We start from the raw sequence: 15,599 nt of genomic DNA, 5'->3' as shown, positions 1-15,599 counted from the left end.
TCGTTCTCCTCACAGTGGTGACAGGCGGATCCCGCCTGCCGGCCATGCTCGGTGTCCCGATGACCAGGTGAAAGCACCAAGATGGGCAATCGCCGGGCAAAACCGGGACAGCGCCCGGCGCTGGAAGTGCTCCCACGCGGGCGTTGACGTGGGCCGGTTCACCCGGTTGGCTGACCTCCGGGGACACACTGGGGGAGACGCGGTGACGGGTGGCGAGGTGCCGTTGGTGGTGTGCGTGTCGACGGACCCGGCGGTACGCGAGCGGCTGGTGTCCCGCGTCGACGACCTCGGTGCCGTGCTGATCGTCAACAACCTGACCGAGCTGCGGGCAATGCTGTCGGTGGCGGCCGATGGGTCTCCAGCGGCCGACGGGTTGCCGGCGGTGGCTGCCGGTCCGTCTGCTGCCACCGGTCTGTCTGCTGCCACCGGTCTGTCTGCTGCCGGTCTGTCGCGGGCCGGGCCGGCCCGCCTCGGTGACTTGCTGCTCGACCCGGTATCCACCGAGATCACCTGGCGCGGCGAGGCACTGGCGCTCACCCCGTTGGAGCGGGAGACGCTGCTGCGACTGGCCGGTCCACCGCTGCAGCTGTGGACGTACCGGCAGTTGTTCGAGGCGGTCTGGGGCGGCGCCTATCTGGGCGACCGGGCCGCGCTGCACGCCACCGTGAAGCGACTACGGCGCAAGCTCGCGGCGCTGCCCAACGGGCCACGGGTACGCACCGTCCGAGGCGTCGGCTACCACCTGGTGCCCGGGTAACCGGCTTCTGGAGTCAGCGTGCGCGTCCGCCGGCCGGTAGCTTGCAGAGCGGTTCGCCGGAGGCGATGTCGTCGAGCACGTCGTGCAGTTCGGCGATGCGGCGCTCCGCCTCGGCGACGAGCGCCCGGGTGAGCTGCTGCCAGTCGGCCTCGGTCGGGCTGGCCGGCAGGGCGGCGAACAGGGCGACGATCTCCTGCACGCTGAGCCCGACCCGTTGGGCCACCTGGCAGATCCGCACCACGCACGGGGCGAACTCGTCGTAACGGCGCTGGTTGCCGCTGGTACGGACCGAGGTGAGCAGTCCCTGGCGTTCGTAGAACCGGATGGCCGAGGTGGCGACTCCGCTGGCAGCCGCGACCTCGCCGACGGTCAACGTCGCCTGGGCGGCGGTCAGGTTGGGCATGGACGCATCATCGCTTGACTTCAACCAATGTTCAAGTTCTACCGTCGGCGGCATGGAAACGGACAACGTCACCGTCCCGAGCGGACCGCCGCGGGTCGGCGTGATCACCGGCAGCACCCGCCCCACCCGGCGGTCACCCGCCATCGCCCAATGGGTTGCAACGGACACCAGCCAGCCGGAGCTCCACCTGGAGGTGATCGACCTGGCCGGCTTCGACCTGCCGATGCTGGGCGAGCCGCTCGCCGCCGTCTTCGGCAGCTACGAACACGACACCACCCGTCGCTGGGCTGCCGCGATAGCCAGCTACCACGCGTACGTCATGGTCGTCCCCGAGTACAACGCCTCCTTCCCGGGCGTACTGAAGAACGCCCTGGACCACCTGTACGCCGAGTGGGCCGACAAGCCGGTGGCCTTCGTCGGCTACGGGATGACCGGCGGCGGCCGAGCTGTGGCGCAGCTGCGCCAGGTGGCCGAGGAGCTGCGGATGCGGCCAGTGGGAACGTCGCTGCACCTCTCGCCGCACCAGGTCGCCGACGGCCGGTACGCGGCCAGGGCTGACGAAGTCGAGGATCGCGCCCGGATGCTGGCCGAGTTGGCCGGGGCACTCAGCGTCGGGCGCGCCCCCGCCGCCGAGGGGAGGATCCGATGAGCGCCGGGGCACCGGCGGCGGTCGTCGACTGGCTGTCCGCACAGGTCCGACCAATGCGGGCGTACGGCGACACCCCGTGGCGCGACGTCGTGACCGGCGTCGCCTACGGCTTGCTGCCGCGCCGAGCGGGCCGCGACGCGCCTGCCGCGCCGACGGTCATCGGCCTCGCGCCGACGACCCGGGAGAGCGTCGAGGTGTGCGAACTGCAGGTCGACCTGCTCCAGGCGTCGGTGACCCGGGGCGTGCGTAACGTCGTCCTGCAGGACACCACCGAGATCGGCGCCCGGCTCGATCGCTGGGCCAGGGCCGGAGACCGGTCGGCGAACGGCCCCGAGGCGATCCTCGTCGACGCCTGGGGGCCGTGGCGCACCGAGTCGCTGCGCCGCGCACTGCTCTGGTTACGCGCCCACAACGCCGCCGACCCGGCAGACCAGGTGGAGATCCGCGGAATCACCCGCCCAACAGCGGCGCCCGCCGACTACGACCGGGTCCTCGCCCTGACGGCGGGCACCCGCAACCATGAGCGGATATCGGCACTGCTGGCGACGATCCGGGTCGCACACGATGGCGGCGAACACGTCGAACGCGCCCACGGCAGGTGGACCGGCGTGCCCTTCGTCGACCTGGCCCGGCAGGCCCGTACCGCGACGGCGGCCGTGCTCGACCCCGGCTCAGACGCCGCGACCCGTGCACTCGCGGCGCTCGACCGCATCGTACGGTTCCACGCCGCCCCACTCAGTCGGGGCCGCAGCGGCGACGACGAGACGACTGCGGCAGACCAGCTGGTCGAACACCTGCGGGCCACCGGCCGGCGAGCCGTCGTCTGGGACGGGCTCGGTCACCTGGCCGCCCGGGGGACCGGCTTCGGCTCCCGACTCCGCCAGCACCTCGGGACGGGCTACCGCTGCGTGCTGACCACCTTCGGGTCCGGCCGCATCCGGGACATCCACCTGCCGGCACCCCGCCCCGGCAGCCTGGACCAGACCCTCGAACGCGTCGCGGCCAAGCTGGGTGCGGGGTACGCGGTCGACCTGACCGCAGCGCCGAAACCCGAAGCCGTCGGGCGGTGGCTGGCCGGCCGGCACGCCGTACGGGTCATCTCCGGCATGTACCGTCCCGACGAGGACAAGCGGCACTACTTCGCGCTCGACGACCTCGCCGGATCCGTGGACGTCCTGCTGCACCTGCCGCAGATCAGCCCGGTCAGGTGGGTCGAGGATCCAAAGACGTAGGACTGATCCGATCGGTCCTACGTCGCGGCGGTCACCCGTGCGGCGATGACCCGGGCGCAGTCCAGCGACTCCAGGTGGCTGGTGTCCACCTCGATGTCGTAGCCGACTCCCTGGTGGACGATCTGGGCCTGCGACGCTGCCATCCCGATCACCCGGTCGCCACGGGCGATCTCCCGCGCCGCCGCGACATCCGCAGCACACCGCACCCCGACCCACAGCACGGTCAGGCCGTCCAGATATCGACGCGCCTGCTCCTGGGAGACGCCGCCGCCGAGGAAGACCTCGTCGATGATGATGTGCGCCCCGGCTTTCGCCATCGCCGCGACGCCCACCCGCCAGGCGTGCTGCAGCTCGTCGAAGCCGTCGCCGAGAATGACCTCGCCCTGCGCGCCGAACGTCACCATGGCCGGCGGCAACCGCTCGATCAGGTCGTCGACGCCGAGGCTGATCCACGGCTCAGGCAACAGGTGCTTGAGACATCGGACGATCCCGGACTTGCCGGAGCTGGATCCGCCGTTGAGCACGATGACCTGCGTCGCCATGTGGTCGGCTCGCCTTCTCCGTTGGGCTGCGGGGTGGCCGTGTTCGACCCTATCGAAGGTCCGACCACCGGCCCGGCATGGTCGCTGACCGTGTGCCACCCTGAAGGCAGTGCTCGAGAAGCGGGGAGTCAGCGTGCTGTTGCGCGACGTACGGCCGGACGATGTCGACGCGTACGTCCGGATGCGCTGCGACCCGGTGATGATGGCCGACCTCGGCGGGCCGCTGCCGGTCGACGGCATCGCGGCCAAGGTCGAGCGGGACGTCCAGTCGGCGGCCGCCGACACCCAGTGGATCAAGATGATCGTGCCGGACGCGGCCGACCCGGCCATGGTCGCCGGTTCGGTGGCCCTGTGGACTCACGACCTCGACGACGGGCCGGTGTCCGAGATCGGGTGGATGGTGCTGCCCGAGTTCCAGGGCCGAGGGCTCGCCAAGTGGGCGGCCGGTACGCTGCTGCGCCGGGCTGCCGTCGACGGCCGCTGGGGCAGCGTGCACGCGTACCCGGCGGTGACCAACGCCGCGTCGAACGGCGTCTGCCGTAGCCTCGGTTTCACCCTGGCCGGCGAGACCAACGTGCCGTTCGCCGACCGTGTCATCCGGTCGCAACATTGGGTGATCGACCCCCGCGCCGACCTGGTCGACTGAGTCGCCGCCTTGGCACCGTCGGTCCTTCCAGGTGCGGCAGGAAGCACCGAAGAGGTTAGCCTTCCTGTGGTCCGGGCAGGAGGTATCTGGCCTTGTGTCGATGGGCGGCTTTGATCATCTCGGTCACTTCGATGGGTTCGCCGTCGGTGGTGTAGATGATGCGGAACTGGCGCAGTACGGGCATGTCGTCGGGCATCTGTAGGACGATGAACTCGTCGATGGTGGGCATGGTGGCTTCGACGTCGTCAACGGCTGGTCCGGCGTGCTTGCCGAGTTCGGCGAGCACGCGCAGCGATCCGCCGCTGATCAGGCGGTGTTCGGTGAGCGGGGTGCCGTGGGCGAGGTCGGTGCGGTAGTAGTTGGTGACCAGTTCGGCCGGGACGTCGTCGAGCAGGAGCAGCAGCCGCCGGCGGATGACGCGTGTGTCGGGTTCGATGTCGTACGCTGCGGCGACCGCGACTGGCGGCGTTACCTCGTCGACGGAGAGCAGGTGGCTGGTCTTGCGGCGGCCGTGACTTGCGATCTCACTGATCCACGGGTACGGAGTGGCGCTGCTGGTCTGGCCTGGGTAGTGGTTCGCTTCGACCACGATCGGCTGGTTGGCAGTGACGAACACGCCGACCCCGGACTCGCCACGGACGAATCCTTGCTTTTTGAGGATGGCGAGTGCGCGTTGGGTGGTGAGGTTGGAGACGCCGTACCGCTCGCAGAGTTGGGCCGTGGAGGGCAGCTTGTCGCCGGGTGTGAACTCGCCGGTGAGGATCTGCCGGCGGAGATCGGCCGCGATCTGGCGCTGGCGGTCGCGTACGTCGTTGGCGGCGGCGTGGTCGGGTTCGTCGGTCATGCGGATTGGACCTGCATCTGGTAGGTGTGGCCGGTGGAGCGGCTGGGCACGGTGCGCATGACGGCGTACTCGACGGGTTGGCCGGTGGCGGCGCGGCTGATGCGGGTGAGGACCAGGAGTGGTTCGTCGGCGGTGACGTCGAGGAGTTCCTGTTCCTGATCGGTCGGCCGTCGTGCGGTGACGTGTTCGCTGACCTGGTGCGGTGCGAGGTTGAGGTCGGCGAGGACCCGTACCGCTCCGCCTTTGATCTTGCGGTTGTCGGCGAGTGGGGTGCCGGCGACGATGGATTCCGGGTAGTAGGAGTCGGCGAGTTCGACGGGCCGATCGTCTTCGAGGATGAGGCGGCGGCGGACGACGGCTCGTTCGCCGGCGGCGAGTCCGAGTGCGCGTCTGACCTGTGTGTCCGCGTCGGCGGTCTCGACGCCGAGAAGCTGTTGCGTGCCGACGCGTCCCCGGCCGGCGGCCTCGGCGGACCACGCGTCGTGCTGCTGCGCGACGAGGTACGGGTCTGAGCTGCTGGTCCAGCCTTGGTCTGTCATGGTTGCCTCCGGTTGCTGCCTCCGATCATGGTGCCGGATGCGTGGCGGCTTGGCTCACTGACCGTACTTGGGCGGGGAACCTTGTTGGCCAACGCCACTTGCAGCCTTATCACAATCATTATAAGCTCTGCTTACTTGAGGTTCCTGCGCTGGTCAGTCGACCAAGGATCCCGGCCCCCACGGATCACGGATGTTGAATCGAGAGCACTGGTGACCCCAGTGCTCTTGCCCGCTGTGCCTGAATTCGGCCCTGTACCTGCCGCGGACCTCTCAACAGTCCTCCCTGCGAAGGAGAAGCTCTTGACCAGGAACCAAGGTCCCCGCAGTAGGTATGGCGTGCCGCCGTACGTCGTTCGCAATGAAGGTCCGACGCCGAACCGGCCGCCGTTGCCGCGACGGACGCCGGGGCAGACGGACATCGGGCGGGACCCACGGTTCCGGCTGCTGGCCGCGCGTGGGGCGGCGTCTGCGCCGGATGCCGAGCGGCCGGCTGTCGACGCCGAGCGGGCGGTGCTGGACGAGGTGGCGGCGGCGATGCGGAACCGGCCGGGTGTCGACGTGTTGGACCGGGCGCGGGAGACGGTGGCTGAGCACATGCCGAGCCGGTTGGCCGAATGCCGGGTGTGCGACGTGGCGGCGTTCTGCCCGCCGTTCACCAACGCGTTGGCGGTGTTGGACCGGTGGGATCACAGTCGGGCGCGTCGGGTGCGGGCGGTGTTGCAGTACGCCGGGTTGTGGCCGGACGGGTACGTCCACGACGGCCGAGACGACTGATGGCCGATGGTGAACTCCTGCGGGTCGGTGACACGCTGCATCTCGGTAAGGCCGACTGGGTGTTCGGCGACCGGTCGATGACGGTACGGGTCTCCGACATCCGGTACGGCCTCGACGACGCCAATTCCCCGGTGGTCGGCATCCTCGCCACGATCACGTTGGCGGGGCGGGACGGGCGGATGGCTGCGATCGGTGTCTACAAGTCAGCGCTGACCCGCCCCGGCGTACTGCAACGCCACCGGCCGCCCAACAGTGCCGACCCCTTCCCGGTCACGCACCCGTAAGACCCGCCCGTCGTCTATGCGGGCCGGGTCGGGCCGGTGGCGGCAACCACCAGCCCGACCCCATTTCAAACCTCAGTAGAAGGTTGATGACTATGGATGTTTGTGCCCTGACCAGTGCCGTGTTGCTCGGCTACCTCGCCGGGCTGTTCTCGTTCCGGGTGAAGAGCCGCTGGTGCCCCCGCTGCGGCGAACTTACTACCGTCAAGCTGCCGTCCTAAAGCGTCGGGCGGTGAGGTTGGGCACCTCGGCCCGCCCAAAAGACCGGACTTTGGTCGAGCCTCGACAGTCGGGACCAGACAGGCCACCACCAACGCGAGCAGCACCCGGACGTTGTCGGTCAGGTCTGCGGTGGGCAGCCCGTCGCCCAGCGACATCACCGGCAGGATCATGGTGGCCGCCACCAGACAAGTCCAGGCCAATGCCCGGCCTCGGCGCTCGCTCACTACCAGCAGGGCGGCTAGCACGAGCCAGGTCTGGTGGTGGGTCCAGGACACCGGCGAGAACGCCAAACCGGCGGCGCCGACGATCACCACGCCAGCCAGCCGGTCCCCGTCCCGGTAGGCGACCGCGCCGCGTACCAGGGCAATCGCGACCACCGCGAGCCCGGCGGTGAACAGCACGAGGGTACGAGCGTCGTCAGGTGCTCCCAGCCGTAGTAGGGCACCGTTGATCGACTGGTTGCCGGCGGTGACGATGTTGCCGACCCGGTCGACGTCCCACATCTCGGTGAGCCAGAACCGCGCCGACTCGCCCGGCAGGATCAGCCAGGCCAGGCCGGTACCGGCGAGGAAGGTCCCGGTCGCGGTGACCGCCGCTCGTCGCTCGCCAGCGAGCCACAGGTACGGGATGAAGATCAGCGGGGTGAGCTTGATCGCGGCGGCCAGTCCGGTGGCGACACCAGCCAGCCGACGCGGGGCACGCCCAGGCAGTCAACCAGCACCAGCAGGGTCAGGATCACGCTGACCTGGCCGAACCGGAGGTTGCTGGACACCGGAGCCGACGCGAACAGCAGCAGGGCGATCGCCGCCGGTGCCACCTGCCGGGGCAGGAGCCGGTGGATCCCATCGGCGCGGGCCACGATCACGGCGAGCAGCGCCACCAGCGCAACGGTGGCCGCCGTCCAGATCACCCGCAGCACATCGATGTCGATCAGCGTCAGCGGTACGAACAGCAGGCCGGACAGGGGCGGATAGGTGAACGGCGCCTCGGTGCCGGCAGCGGCGTAGTCGTAGAGGCTGGCGCCGTGCCGCAGCCCGGTGGTCGCCCCCACGTACACGTCGAGGTCGGCGAGCCGGTCGTGCCGGGCGCGGGTGAGCGCCGCCGCCGACTGGGCGAAGGCGACGACGGCTGCGGTGCACCACACGGCGACCGCGACCCGGACCGGGTGAATGGAGCCACTGCCCTGTAGTCGGTGCGGAGTCCTTCAGCCGGTGCGACATAGCAGACCGGACATCGTGCATGCCTCGCCCCGCAGCCATCATGCTGAGTCAGTACAGTGGATTGTACTGGACGGTCTTGTCCTTCCCGTGTTGCGCCCCTCCTGGTCGGTCAGCCGCTGCACATCTGGCCTCGCTCCTGTCGCCGGATGCGAAGATCAGATGACGAAAAACCGGGACGGCACCGGCGTGTCGCCCGGTTTTTCGTCAACTGATCATGAGCAGTAGATACGCAGCCGGCTGCTCGCCTCGGCTCAGGCGCCGCCGGGGTTGAGGGTGACGGTCAGCGGGGTGAAGTCGGCCCCGGTGACGTCGACGCCGTCGGCCTTCGCCGCTTCGAGCGCCTGGGTGATGTAGTCGTTGGTGTAGGCCAACCCCTCCGGCTCGGCGGTCAGCACCGTCTGGCCGTCCTGGTTCTTCGTGGCCAGCGACAACTCGACCGTACGGGCCCAGTCCGCCTCGTCGATCAGCCCGATCCCGCCGGTCGACGGCCAGATCAGCTTGTTGACCTCGTTGACCTGCCACAGCTGGTGGCTGGCGCCCAGCGTCGACCCGGCCGCCACCGACAGGTCCCGGCACTCCTCCGGGTTGTCCCGGCAGTACACCCAGCCCTTGATGGTGCCGGTGAGGAACTTGACCGTCTGCTCCTGGTACGCCGGGTCGTCGAGCTTGGTGGTGTCGGCCCAGATGGCGTCCTGCAGCATCGCCGTGCCGACCTCGTTCCAGTCGAGCACGGTGAAGTCCTCCGGCGTGTACAGCTCACCGGTGTCCGGGTTCTCCGCCTCCAGCAGCTGCGCGTACTCGTTGTAGCTCATCGCCTGGGCGGCGTCGATGTCGCCGCGCAGCAGCGCCTGCATGTCGAACTGCTGCTGCACCAGGGTCACATCGGACCCCGGGTCCAGCCCGGCCTGGGTCATCGCGGCGAACAGCTCGAACTCGTTGCCGAAGCCCCAGTTGCCGACCTTCTTGCCGCGCAGGTCCGCCGGCCCGGTGATGCCGGAGTCGGCGAACGCCACCTGGTAGGTCCCGGAGCGGGCGAAGATCTGCCCGACGTCGGTGATCTCGGCACCCTGCTCGCGCGACGCGAGCGCCTTCGGCACCCAGGCGATCGCGTAGTCGGCCTGCCCTTGGGCGAGCACCGTCTGCGGGACGATGTCCACCCCACCTTCGATCAGCTCGACGTCGAGCCCTTCCTCCTCGTAGAAGCCCTTTTCGACGGCCGCGATGTAGCCGGCGAACTGGGCCTGGAAGAACCACTGCAACTGCACCTTTACCGTGGTGGTGCCGTCGGTGGCACCACCACCGGCATCCGGTTCCTCGTCCGCCGTACCGCAGGCGCTGATCAGCAGCGCGGCACCCGTCAGCGCCGCCGCGGCGGCCAACCGTCTTCTCATCTTTGTCGTTCCTCCTGGTCGCGATGATGGAGCGGGGGACTGCGGCGCGCGGACGGGAGCGCCAGGGGAAGCGGGTTCACGGCGAGGTACGGGTGCGCCAGGGCATCGCGAGGCGTTCCAGAGCCAGGGTCGCCAGGTAGAAGACCAGGCCGAGCAGGCAGGCGCCGACCACGAACGCCCAGGCCCGGGGGTACGCGGTGAGCGCCGCCGCCGAGGTGATCCGTGCGCCCAGTCCGTCCTGCAGCCCGCCGAAGTACTCGGCGACCACGGCCGCGATCACCGCCAGCGACGACGCCTGGCGCAGCCCGGTGAAGACGAACGGCAGCGCGCCGGGCAGCCGGACCAGTCGGGCGAACGTCGCGCCGCCAGCGGCGTAGCTGTCCATTAGCTCCCGGTGGATCGGCTGCACCTGGCGCAGCCCGCGCAGCGTGTTGACGAAGACCGGGAAGAACGCGACCAGGCCGACCACGATCCGCCGGGGCACACTGCTCGCGGCGTCGAACATGTTGTTGAGCACTGGGGCGAGCGCGATGATCGGCAGCGCGTTGACCAGCGCCGCCAGCGGCACCGACACCTCGCTGAGCAGCCGCAGCCGGCTGATCGCCAACGCCACCAGCACCCCGAGGGCCGCCCCGGCGAGCAGACCGATCAGCGCGTTGGTGCCGCTGGCCAGCCCGGCGGACAGCACCACCGTACGGTTGGCCCAGAACTGTTCGGCGATCGCCGACGGGGCCGGCAGCACGTACGAGGCGACCCGGCCCAGCCGTACCGTCGCCTCCCACAGCGCCAGCCCGGCGAGCCCGACAGCGACCGGCGGCCCGGCCGCCCGCAACGCTTTCACGCCACCGCCGCGTCCGTGGCCGGCGCGCCGGTGCCGCGCAGCGCCCGGCGGACCTCGGTGACGGCGGCGAAAAACTCCGCCGACTGCCGGGTCTGCTCCGACCGCTCGCCGAGGTCGACGTCGACGACGGCGGTGATCCGACCCGGCCGGGCCGACATCACCACCACCCGGTCGGACAGGTACACCGCCTCGGAGATCGAATGGGTGACGAAGACGGTGCTGGTCGCGGTGCGGGCGCAGATGCCGAGCAGCTCGTCCTGCAGGCGTTCGCGGGTCATCTCGTCGAGGGCCCCGAACGGTTCGTCCATCAACAGCAACGGCGGGTGTACGGCGAGCGCCCGCGCGATCGCCACCCGCTGCTGCATGCCGCCGGACAGTTGGGCCGGGTAGTGGCCGGCGAAGTCGGCCAGCCCGACCAGGGCCAGCATCTCGTCGATCCGGTCTCGCCGCTGTGCCCGCCGCACCCCGCGCAGCTCCAACGGCAGTTCCACGTTGCGCCGTACCGTCCGCCAGTCGAACAGGCCGGCCTGCTGGAAGGCGATGCCGTACTCCTGGTCGAGTCTGGCCTGCCGGGCGGCCTTGCCGTTGACGGTGACCGTGCCGGCGGTCGGGGTGATCAGGTCGGCGATCAGCCGCAGCAGGGTGCTCTTGCCGCAGCCGGACGGCCCGATCAGCGACACGAACTCGCCCCGGCCGATGGTCAGCTCCACCCCGGTCAGCGCGGTGACCGCGTCGGCCCGGCCGGCGTTGAACACCTTGTCGACCCCGGTGATCTCGACAGCGGATTCCTTGCTCATCCGGTCACCGCCACCCGCCGCTGGTGCCGGGTCAGCCCGACCTCCAGCAGGGTCACCGTGGCGGCGACGATCAGGCCGAGCACGGCGGCACCGAGGATCGCCGCGTACACCTTCGCCGGGGCGCTGGTCGCCTGCCGCGAATATTCCAGGATCAGCCGGCCGATGCCGCCCCGGGTGCCGGTGGAGATCTCCCCGACGACCGCGCCGACCACGGCGGCGGCCCCGGCCAGCCGCAGCGCCGGGAACAGGTACGGCAGCGCGGCCGGGGCCCGCAGTTTCCATAAGGTGCGCCACCAGCCGGCCGCGTAGCTGCGCATCAGCTCGACCCCGGCGGCTGGCGGCGACTGCAGGCCGCGCAGCATGCCGACGGCGACCGGGAAGAACGCCAGGTACGCGGCGATCACCGCGACCGACATCCACGGCTGCCACGGGTAGGTGCCGATCGACAGCCGCCCGCCCCAGCCGGCGATCACCGGGGCGAGGGCGACCAGCGGCACGGTCTGCGACAGCACCACGTACGGCAGCAGTCCACGTTCGACGATCCGCCACCGCTGCATCGCCACCGCCAGGATCAGCCCGATCAGGGTGCCGGCGGCGAACCCGACGCCGGTCACCCCGAGGGTGAACAGGCAGGCGTCGACGACCACCCGCCACACCGGCTGGCCGGCGGCGACGTCGACCGTGCCGAGGCCGGCGACGACATCGGCCAGATGCGGCATGGCGGCGTCGTCGGCGCGCGGCAGCAGCGGTACGCCGAACAGGTCCGTACCGTCCGGGTCGCCGACCAGTTTGTAGCCCTCCCACGCTGCGGCGGCGAGGGCGAGCGCGGCCAGCGCGACCCCGGCGACGCCGGCCCGGCGCGCCCAGCCGCTGGTCGGGCCGCTGGTCAAGACGCGACCACCTGGCGGTACGCGGGGATGATCTGCTCGCCGTACGCGGCCAGGGTCTCCTGCTTGGCGTCGTGTTGCAGGTAGACGGCGAACTGGTCGACGCCGAGGTCGCGCAGCTCGGCGAGCCGGCGCAGGTGCTCGTCGGCCGGGCCGAGCAGGCAGAACCGGTCGACGATCTCGTCGGGTACGAAGTCGGTGTGGGTGTTGCCGGCCCGGCCGTGTTCGGCGTAGTCGTAGCCCTGCCGGCCGGCGATGTAGTCGGTGAGCACCTTCGGCACCGCGCTGCCGTCCCCGCCGTAGCGGGCGACGATGTCGGCGATGTGGTTGCCGACCATGCCGCCGAACCAGCGGGTCTGTTCCCGCTGGTGGGCCAGGTCGTCGCCGACGTAGGCGGGGGCGGCGACGCAGAAGGTGACCGCGTCGGGGTCGCGGCCGGCGCGTTCGGCCGCCGCCCGGACCGCGCCGATCATCCAGGCGGCGATGTCCGGGTCGGCGAGCTGCAGGATGTAGCCGTCGCCGACTTCGCCGGCCAGGGCGAGCGCCTTCGGCCCGTACGCGGCGACCCACACCTCCAGCGCCCCGTCGTCGACCCACGGCAGGGTGATGTCCCGGTCGCGGTATCGTACGGTCCGCCCGGCGGCCAGGTCACGGATGACGGTGACGCATTCGCGCAGCTCGGCGAGGGTGGTGGGGCGGGCACCGAGGACCCGGACGGCCGAGTCGCCCCGGCCGATGCCGCAGACCGTGCGGTTGCCGTACATCTCGTTGAGGGTGGCGAACGTCGACGCGGTGACGGTCCAGTCCCGGGTGCTCGGGTTGGTCACCATCGGCCCGACCGTCACCGACGAGGTGGCGGCGAGGATCTGGCTGTAGATGACGAATGGCTCCTGCCACAGCACGTGCGAGTCGAACGTCCACACATGGCTGAAGCCGGCCTGCTCGGCCTGCTGGGCCAGCGACACCAGCTCCCGGCCGGGCGGGTCACACTGGAACACGACGCCGAAGTCCATCTGGCGTACCCCCTTCAGATCAGGTAGTCCGACAGGCCGCGGCGCAGGTAGCGGCCGTGGCCGGCCCGGCCGTGGTAGGCCCCGTCGCCGCTGACCAGGACGGTGCCGCGCGACAGTACGGTGTCGACCTTGCCGGTGATCTCGAACCCTTCGTACGCCGAGTGGTCCATGTTCATGTGGTGGGTGGCCGCCGAGATGGTGGTCCGTCCGGCCGGGTCGTAGACGACGATGTCGGCGTCGGATCCGGGGGCGATGACGCCCTTGCGTGGGTAGAGGCCGAACATCCGGGCCGGGGTGGTGGCGATCGTCTCCACCCAGCGCGCGAGGGACAGTTTGCCGTCGACGACGCCCTGGTAGACCAGGTCGACCCGGTGTTCGACGCCGCCGATCCCGTTGGGGATCTTGGAGAAGTCGCCGAGGCCGAGTTCCTTCTGGTCCTTGAAGCAGAACGGGCAGTGGTCGGTGGAGACCACCGCCAGGTCGTTGGTGCGCAGGCCCCGCCACAGGTCGGCGCGGTGGGGTTCGTGTCTGCTGCGCAGCGGGGTGGAGCAGACCCACTTGGCGCCTTCGAAGCCGGGCGCGCCGAGCTGGTCCTCCAGGGTCAGGTAGAGGTACTGCGGGCAGGTCTCGGCGAACACGTTGCGGCCGGTGTCGCGGGCGGACGCGACGGCGGCGAGGGCTTCGCTGGCCGACAGGTGCACGATGTAGAGCGGGCAGTCGGCGGCGACCCCGGCCAGCGCGATGGCCCGGCTGGTCGCCTCGGCCTCCAGCGCGGCCGGGCGGGTCAGCCCGTGGTGGATCGGGTCGGTCTCGCCCCGGGCCAGGGCCTGCCCGATGAGCACGTCGATCGCGATGCCGTTCTCGGCGTGCATCATGATCATGGCGCCGTTGTCGCGGGCCTTCTGCATCGCCCGCAGGATCTGGCCGTCGTCGCTGTAGAACACCCCCGGGTACGCCATGAACAGCTTGAAGCTGGTGATGCCCTCGGTGGCGACCAGGGAGTCCATCGCCTTGAGCGACTCGTCGTCCACCCCGCCGATGATCATGTGGAAGCCGTAGTCGACGTGGCAGTTGCCCTCGGCCTTGGCGTGCCAGGCGGCCAGCCCGTCGCCGACCACCTCACCGGCGCGCTGCACGGCGAAGTCGATGATCGTGGTGGTGCCGCCGAAGGCGGCGGCCTTCGTGCCGGTGTCGAAGGTGTCGCTGGCGAAGGTGCCGCCGAACGGCAGCTCCATGTGGGTGTGCACGTCGACGCCGCCGGGGATGACGTACTTGCCGGCCGCGTCGAGGACGTCGACGCCGTCGGCCGGGCCGGCGCCGGGAGCATAGATCGCGGCGATCGTCTCGCCGTCGACGAGCACGTCGGCGGCGTACGGTCCGGTGGGTCCGACGACGGTGCCGCCGGTGATCAGCAGACTCATGGCTTCCTCCGCCGGGTCAGGGTTGGACCAGGTCGCCGTAGGCGTCCGGGCGGCGGTCGCGGTAGAAGGCCCAGCGGTTGCGGACCGTCTCGATCAGCCCGAGGTCGAGGTCGCGGACGATCAACTCCGGCTGGTACGGGTCCCCGGTGTCGCCGACGAACTTGCCTTCCGGGTCGACGAAGTAGGAGGTGCCGTAAAAGTCGTTGTCGCCGTAGTCGGCCTCGACGCCGACCCGGTTGATCGCTGCGATGAAGTACTCGTTGGCCACGGCGGCGGCCGGCTGTTCCAGTTTCCACAGGTACGACGACAGGCTGCGGCTGGTCGCCGACGGGTTGAACACGATCTGCGCGCCGGCCAGGCCCAACGCCCGCCAGCCTTCCGGGAAGTGCCGGTCGTAGCAGATGTAGACGCCGATCCGGCCGACGGCGGTGTCGAACACCGGGTAGCCGAGGTTGCCGGGGCGGAAGTAGAACTTCTCCCAGAAGCCTTTGACGTTGGGGATGTGGGTCTTGCGGAACTTGCCCAGGTAGCTGCCGTCGGCGTCGATCACGGCGGCGGTGTTGTAGAGGAGCCCGGCCTGCTCGCGTTCGTACATCGGCAGCACCATCACCATGTTGTGCTCGGCGGCGAGGGCGGCGAACCGTTCGGTGGTCGGCCCGGGGATCGACTCGGCGTAGGCGTAGTACTCGCTCTCCTGCACCTGGCAGAAGTACGGCCCGTAGAACAACTCCTGGAAGCAGATCACCTTGGCGCCCTGGGCGGCGGCCTGCCGGACGTACTCCTCGTGCGCTTTGATCATGGATTCCTTGTCGCCTGTCCACGTGGTCTGGACGATGGCGGCGCGGACGACTCCTGGCATGGCTGATCCTCCCTGCGCTACCGGCTTCCGGCGCGGTCGGGTCCACTCCGGAGCACATGGCTGGTCCGGATGACCGGCGGTGACCTGGTGCTTCCCGGCCTCGGGAAGCTACGACTGTATCGACGCCGACGGTCGCAGACAATCATGCCCGTGTTACCTACTGTTTCCAACGTGTAATGTGGTCAACCTCCCTCGACCGATGTCGATCTTGCCTGAAATGCGGCGACGGCGGCGACGGCGACCGTGCTGTCCAGTTTGACCACTGCCACCGACTTCCCGCT

The 15,599-nt window shown here is 70.1% G+C and carries 17 protein-coding genes and 1 pseudogene; 6 read left to right on the top strand and 12 right to left on the bottom strand.

The window, feature by feature from the left end; translation table 11 throughout:
- Positions 1-202: 202 nt before the first annotated feature.
- On the top strand, positions 203-757 hold the full coding sequence (locus tag ACFHWT_RS23740) for a winged helix-turn-helix domain-containing protein (RefSeq protein WP_416596885.1): 555 nt from the start codon (positions 203-205) through the stop codon (positions 755-757).
- A gap of 13 nt (positions 758-770) precedes the next feature.
- On the opposite strand, the gene ACFHWT_RS23735 is transcribed toward ACFHWT_RS23740, so the two are convergent.
- Positions 771-1,160 carry a MerR family DNA-binding transcriptional regulator gene (locus ACFHWT_RS23735; RefSeq protein WP_416596883.1) on the bottom strand — a complete coding sequence of 130 codons (390 nt, stop codon included), beginning with the start codon at positions 1,158-1,160 and terminating at the stop codon, positions 771-773.
- A 52-nt stretch (positions 1,161-1,212) separates the two neighbouring features.
- On the opposite strand from ACFHWT_RS23735, the gene ACFHWT_RS23730 reads away from it, so the two are divergent.
- Together ACFHWT_RS23730 and ACFHWT_RS23725 are read left to right on the top strand one after the other, a co-directional pair.
- Positions 1,213-1,809, top strand: coding sequence for an NADPH-dependent FMN reductase (locus ACFHWT_RS23730; RefSeq protein WP_416596882.1), 597 nt, complete (start codon positions 1,213-1,215; stop codon positions 1,807-1,809).
- On the top strand, positions 1,806-3,041 hold the full coding sequence (locus tag ACFHWT_RS23725) for an erythromycin esterase family protein (RefSeq protein ID WP_416596880.1): 1,236 nt from the start codon (positions 1,806-1,808) through the stop codon (positions 3,039-3,041). The genes ACFHWT_RS23730 and ACFHWT_RS23725 overlap by 4 nt, the downstream gene beginning before the upstream one ends.
- A gap of 17 nt (positions 3,042-3,058) precedes the next feature.
- On the opposite strand, the gene cpt is transcribed toward ACFHWT_RS23725, so the two are convergent.
- On the bottom strand, positions 3,059-3,583 hold the full coding sequence (gene cpt, locus ACFHWT_RS23720; protein WP_416596879.1) for a chloramphenicol phosphotransferase CPT: 525 nt from the start codon (positions 3,581-3,583) through the stop codon (positions 3,059-3,061).
- Between the two features lie 109 nt (positions 3,584-3,692).
- Between cpt and ACFHWT_RS23715 the strand changes: the two genes are divergently transcribed.
- Positions 3,693-4,229, top strand: a complete 537-nt coding sequence (locus tag ACFHWT_RS23715; RefSeq protein ID WP_416596878.1) for a GNAT family N-acetyltransferase — start codon at positions 3,693-3,695, stop codon at positions 4,227-4,229.
- A gap of 55 nt (positions 4,230-4,284) precedes the next feature.
- Here the strand turns inward: ACFHWT_RS23715 and ACFHWT_RS23710 are convergent, their stop codons facing one another.
- The gene (locus tag ACFHWT_RS23710; protein ID WP_416596877.1) at positions 4,285-5,073 is read right to left on the bottom strand and encodes a GntR family transcriptional regulator; all 789 of its coding nucleotides are present in this window, start codon (positions 5,071-5,073) and stop codon (positions 4,285-4,287) included.
- Positions 5,070-5,612, bottom strand: coding sequence for a GntR family transcriptional regulator (locus ACFHWT_RS23705; protein WP_416596876.1), 543 nt, complete (start codon positions 5,610-5,612; stop codon positions 5,070-5,072). The genes ACFHWT_RS23710 and ACFHWT_RS23705 overlap by 4 nt, the downstream gene beginning before the upstream one ends.
- Before the next feature lie 336 nt (positions 5,613-5,948).
- On the opposite strand from ACFHWT_RS23705, the gene ACFHWT_RS23700 reads away from it, so the two are divergent.
- Both ACFHWT_RS23700 and ACFHWT_RS23695 read left to right on the top strand, forming a co-directional pair.
- Positions 5,949-6,386 carry a hypothetical protein gene (locus ACFHWT_RS23700; RefSeq protein WP_416596874.1) on the top strand — a complete coding sequence of 146 codons (438 nt, stop codon included), beginning with the start codon at positions 5,949-5,951 and terminating at the stop codon, positions 6,384-6,386.
- On the top strand, positions 6,386-6,670 hold the full coding sequence (locus ACFHWT_RS23695) for a hypothetical protein (protein WP_416596873.1): 285 nt from the start codon (positions 6,386-6,388) through the stop codon (positions 6,668-6,670). Before ACFHWT_RS23700 ends, ACFHWT_RS23695 begins: the two co-directional genes overlap by 1 nt.
- 65 nt (positions 6,671-6,735) lie before the next feature.
- On the opposite strand, the pseudogene ACFHWT_RS23690 reads toward ACFHWT_RS23695, so the two are convergent.
- The 8 genes and pseudogenes from ACFHWT_RS23690 to ACFHWT_RS23655 all read right to left on the bottom strand — a co-directional run bounded on the left by ACFHWT_RS23690 (position 6,736) and on the right by ACFHWT_RS23655 (position 15,318).
- Positions 6,736-7,808: pseudogene (locus ACFHWT_RS23690) on the bottom strand (glycosyltransferase 87 family protein).
- 552 nt (positions 7,809-8,360) lie between these two features.
- Entirely contained in the window at positions 8,361-9,500 is a 1,140-nt protein-coding gene (locus ACFHWT_RS23685) for an ABC transporter substrate-binding protein (RefSeq protein ID WP_416596872.1), read from the bottom strand.
- Positions 9,501-9,576: 76 nt separating this feature from the next.
- Positions 9,577-10,341: an ABC transporter permease gene (locus ACFHWT_RS23680; RefSeq protein ID WP_416596871.1), complete on the bottom strand. Its 765-nt coding sequence runs from the start codon at positions 10,339-10,341 to the stop codon at positions 9,577-9,579.
- On the bottom strand, positions 10,338-11,138 hold the full coding sequence (locus ACFHWT_RS23675; protein WP_416596870.1) for an ABC transporter ATP-binding protein: 801 nt from the start codon (positions 11,136-11,138) through the stop codon (positions 10,338-10,340). Before ACFHWT_RS23675 ends, ACFHWT_RS23680 begins: the two co-directional genes overlap by 4 nt.
- The gene (locus ACFHWT_RS23670; RefSeq protein ID WP_416596869.1) at positions 11,135-12,028 is read right to left on the bottom strand and encodes an ABC transporter permease; all 894 of its coding nucleotides are present in this window, start codon (positions 12,026-12,028) and stop codon (positions 11,135-11,137) included. Before ACFHWT_RS23670 ends, ACFHWT_RS23675 begins: the two co-directional genes overlap by 4 nt.
- Positions 12,025-13,038, bottom strand: a complete 1,014-nt coding sequence (locus ACFHWT_RS23665; protein ID WP_416596868.1) for a TIGR03842 family LLM class F420-dependent oxidoreductase — start codon at positions 13,036-13,038, stop codon at positions 12,025-12,027. The genes ACFHWT_RS23670 and ACFHWT_RS23665 overlap by 4 nt, the downstream gene beginning before the upstream one ends.
- 14 nt (positions 13,039-13,052) lie before the next feature.
- On the bottom strand, positions 13,053-14,459 hold the full coding sequence (gene hydA / locus ACFHWT_RS23660) for a dihydropyrimidinase (RefSeq protein ID WP_416596867.1): 1,407 nt from the start codon (positions 14,457-14,459) through the stop codon (positions 13,053-13,055).
- Between the two features lie 16 nt (positions 14,460-14,475).
- Positions 14,476-15,318, bottom strand: coding sequence for a nitrilase-related carbon-nitrogen hydrolase (locus tag ACFHWT_RS23655; protein WP_416596866.1), 843 nt, complete (start codon positions 15,316-15,318; stop codon positions 14,476-14,478).
- Positions 15,319-15,599: the final 281 nt, after the last annotated feature.

The organism is Micromonospora sp. LOL_021 (assembly GCF_048060215.1).
GTDB lineage: Bacteria > Actinomycetota > Actinomycetes > Mycobacteriales > Micromonosporaceae > Micromonospora_E.
The sequence above is the reverse complement of the archived record's forward strand: the minus strand, read 5'-3'. Positions and strand labels throughout refer to the sequence as shown.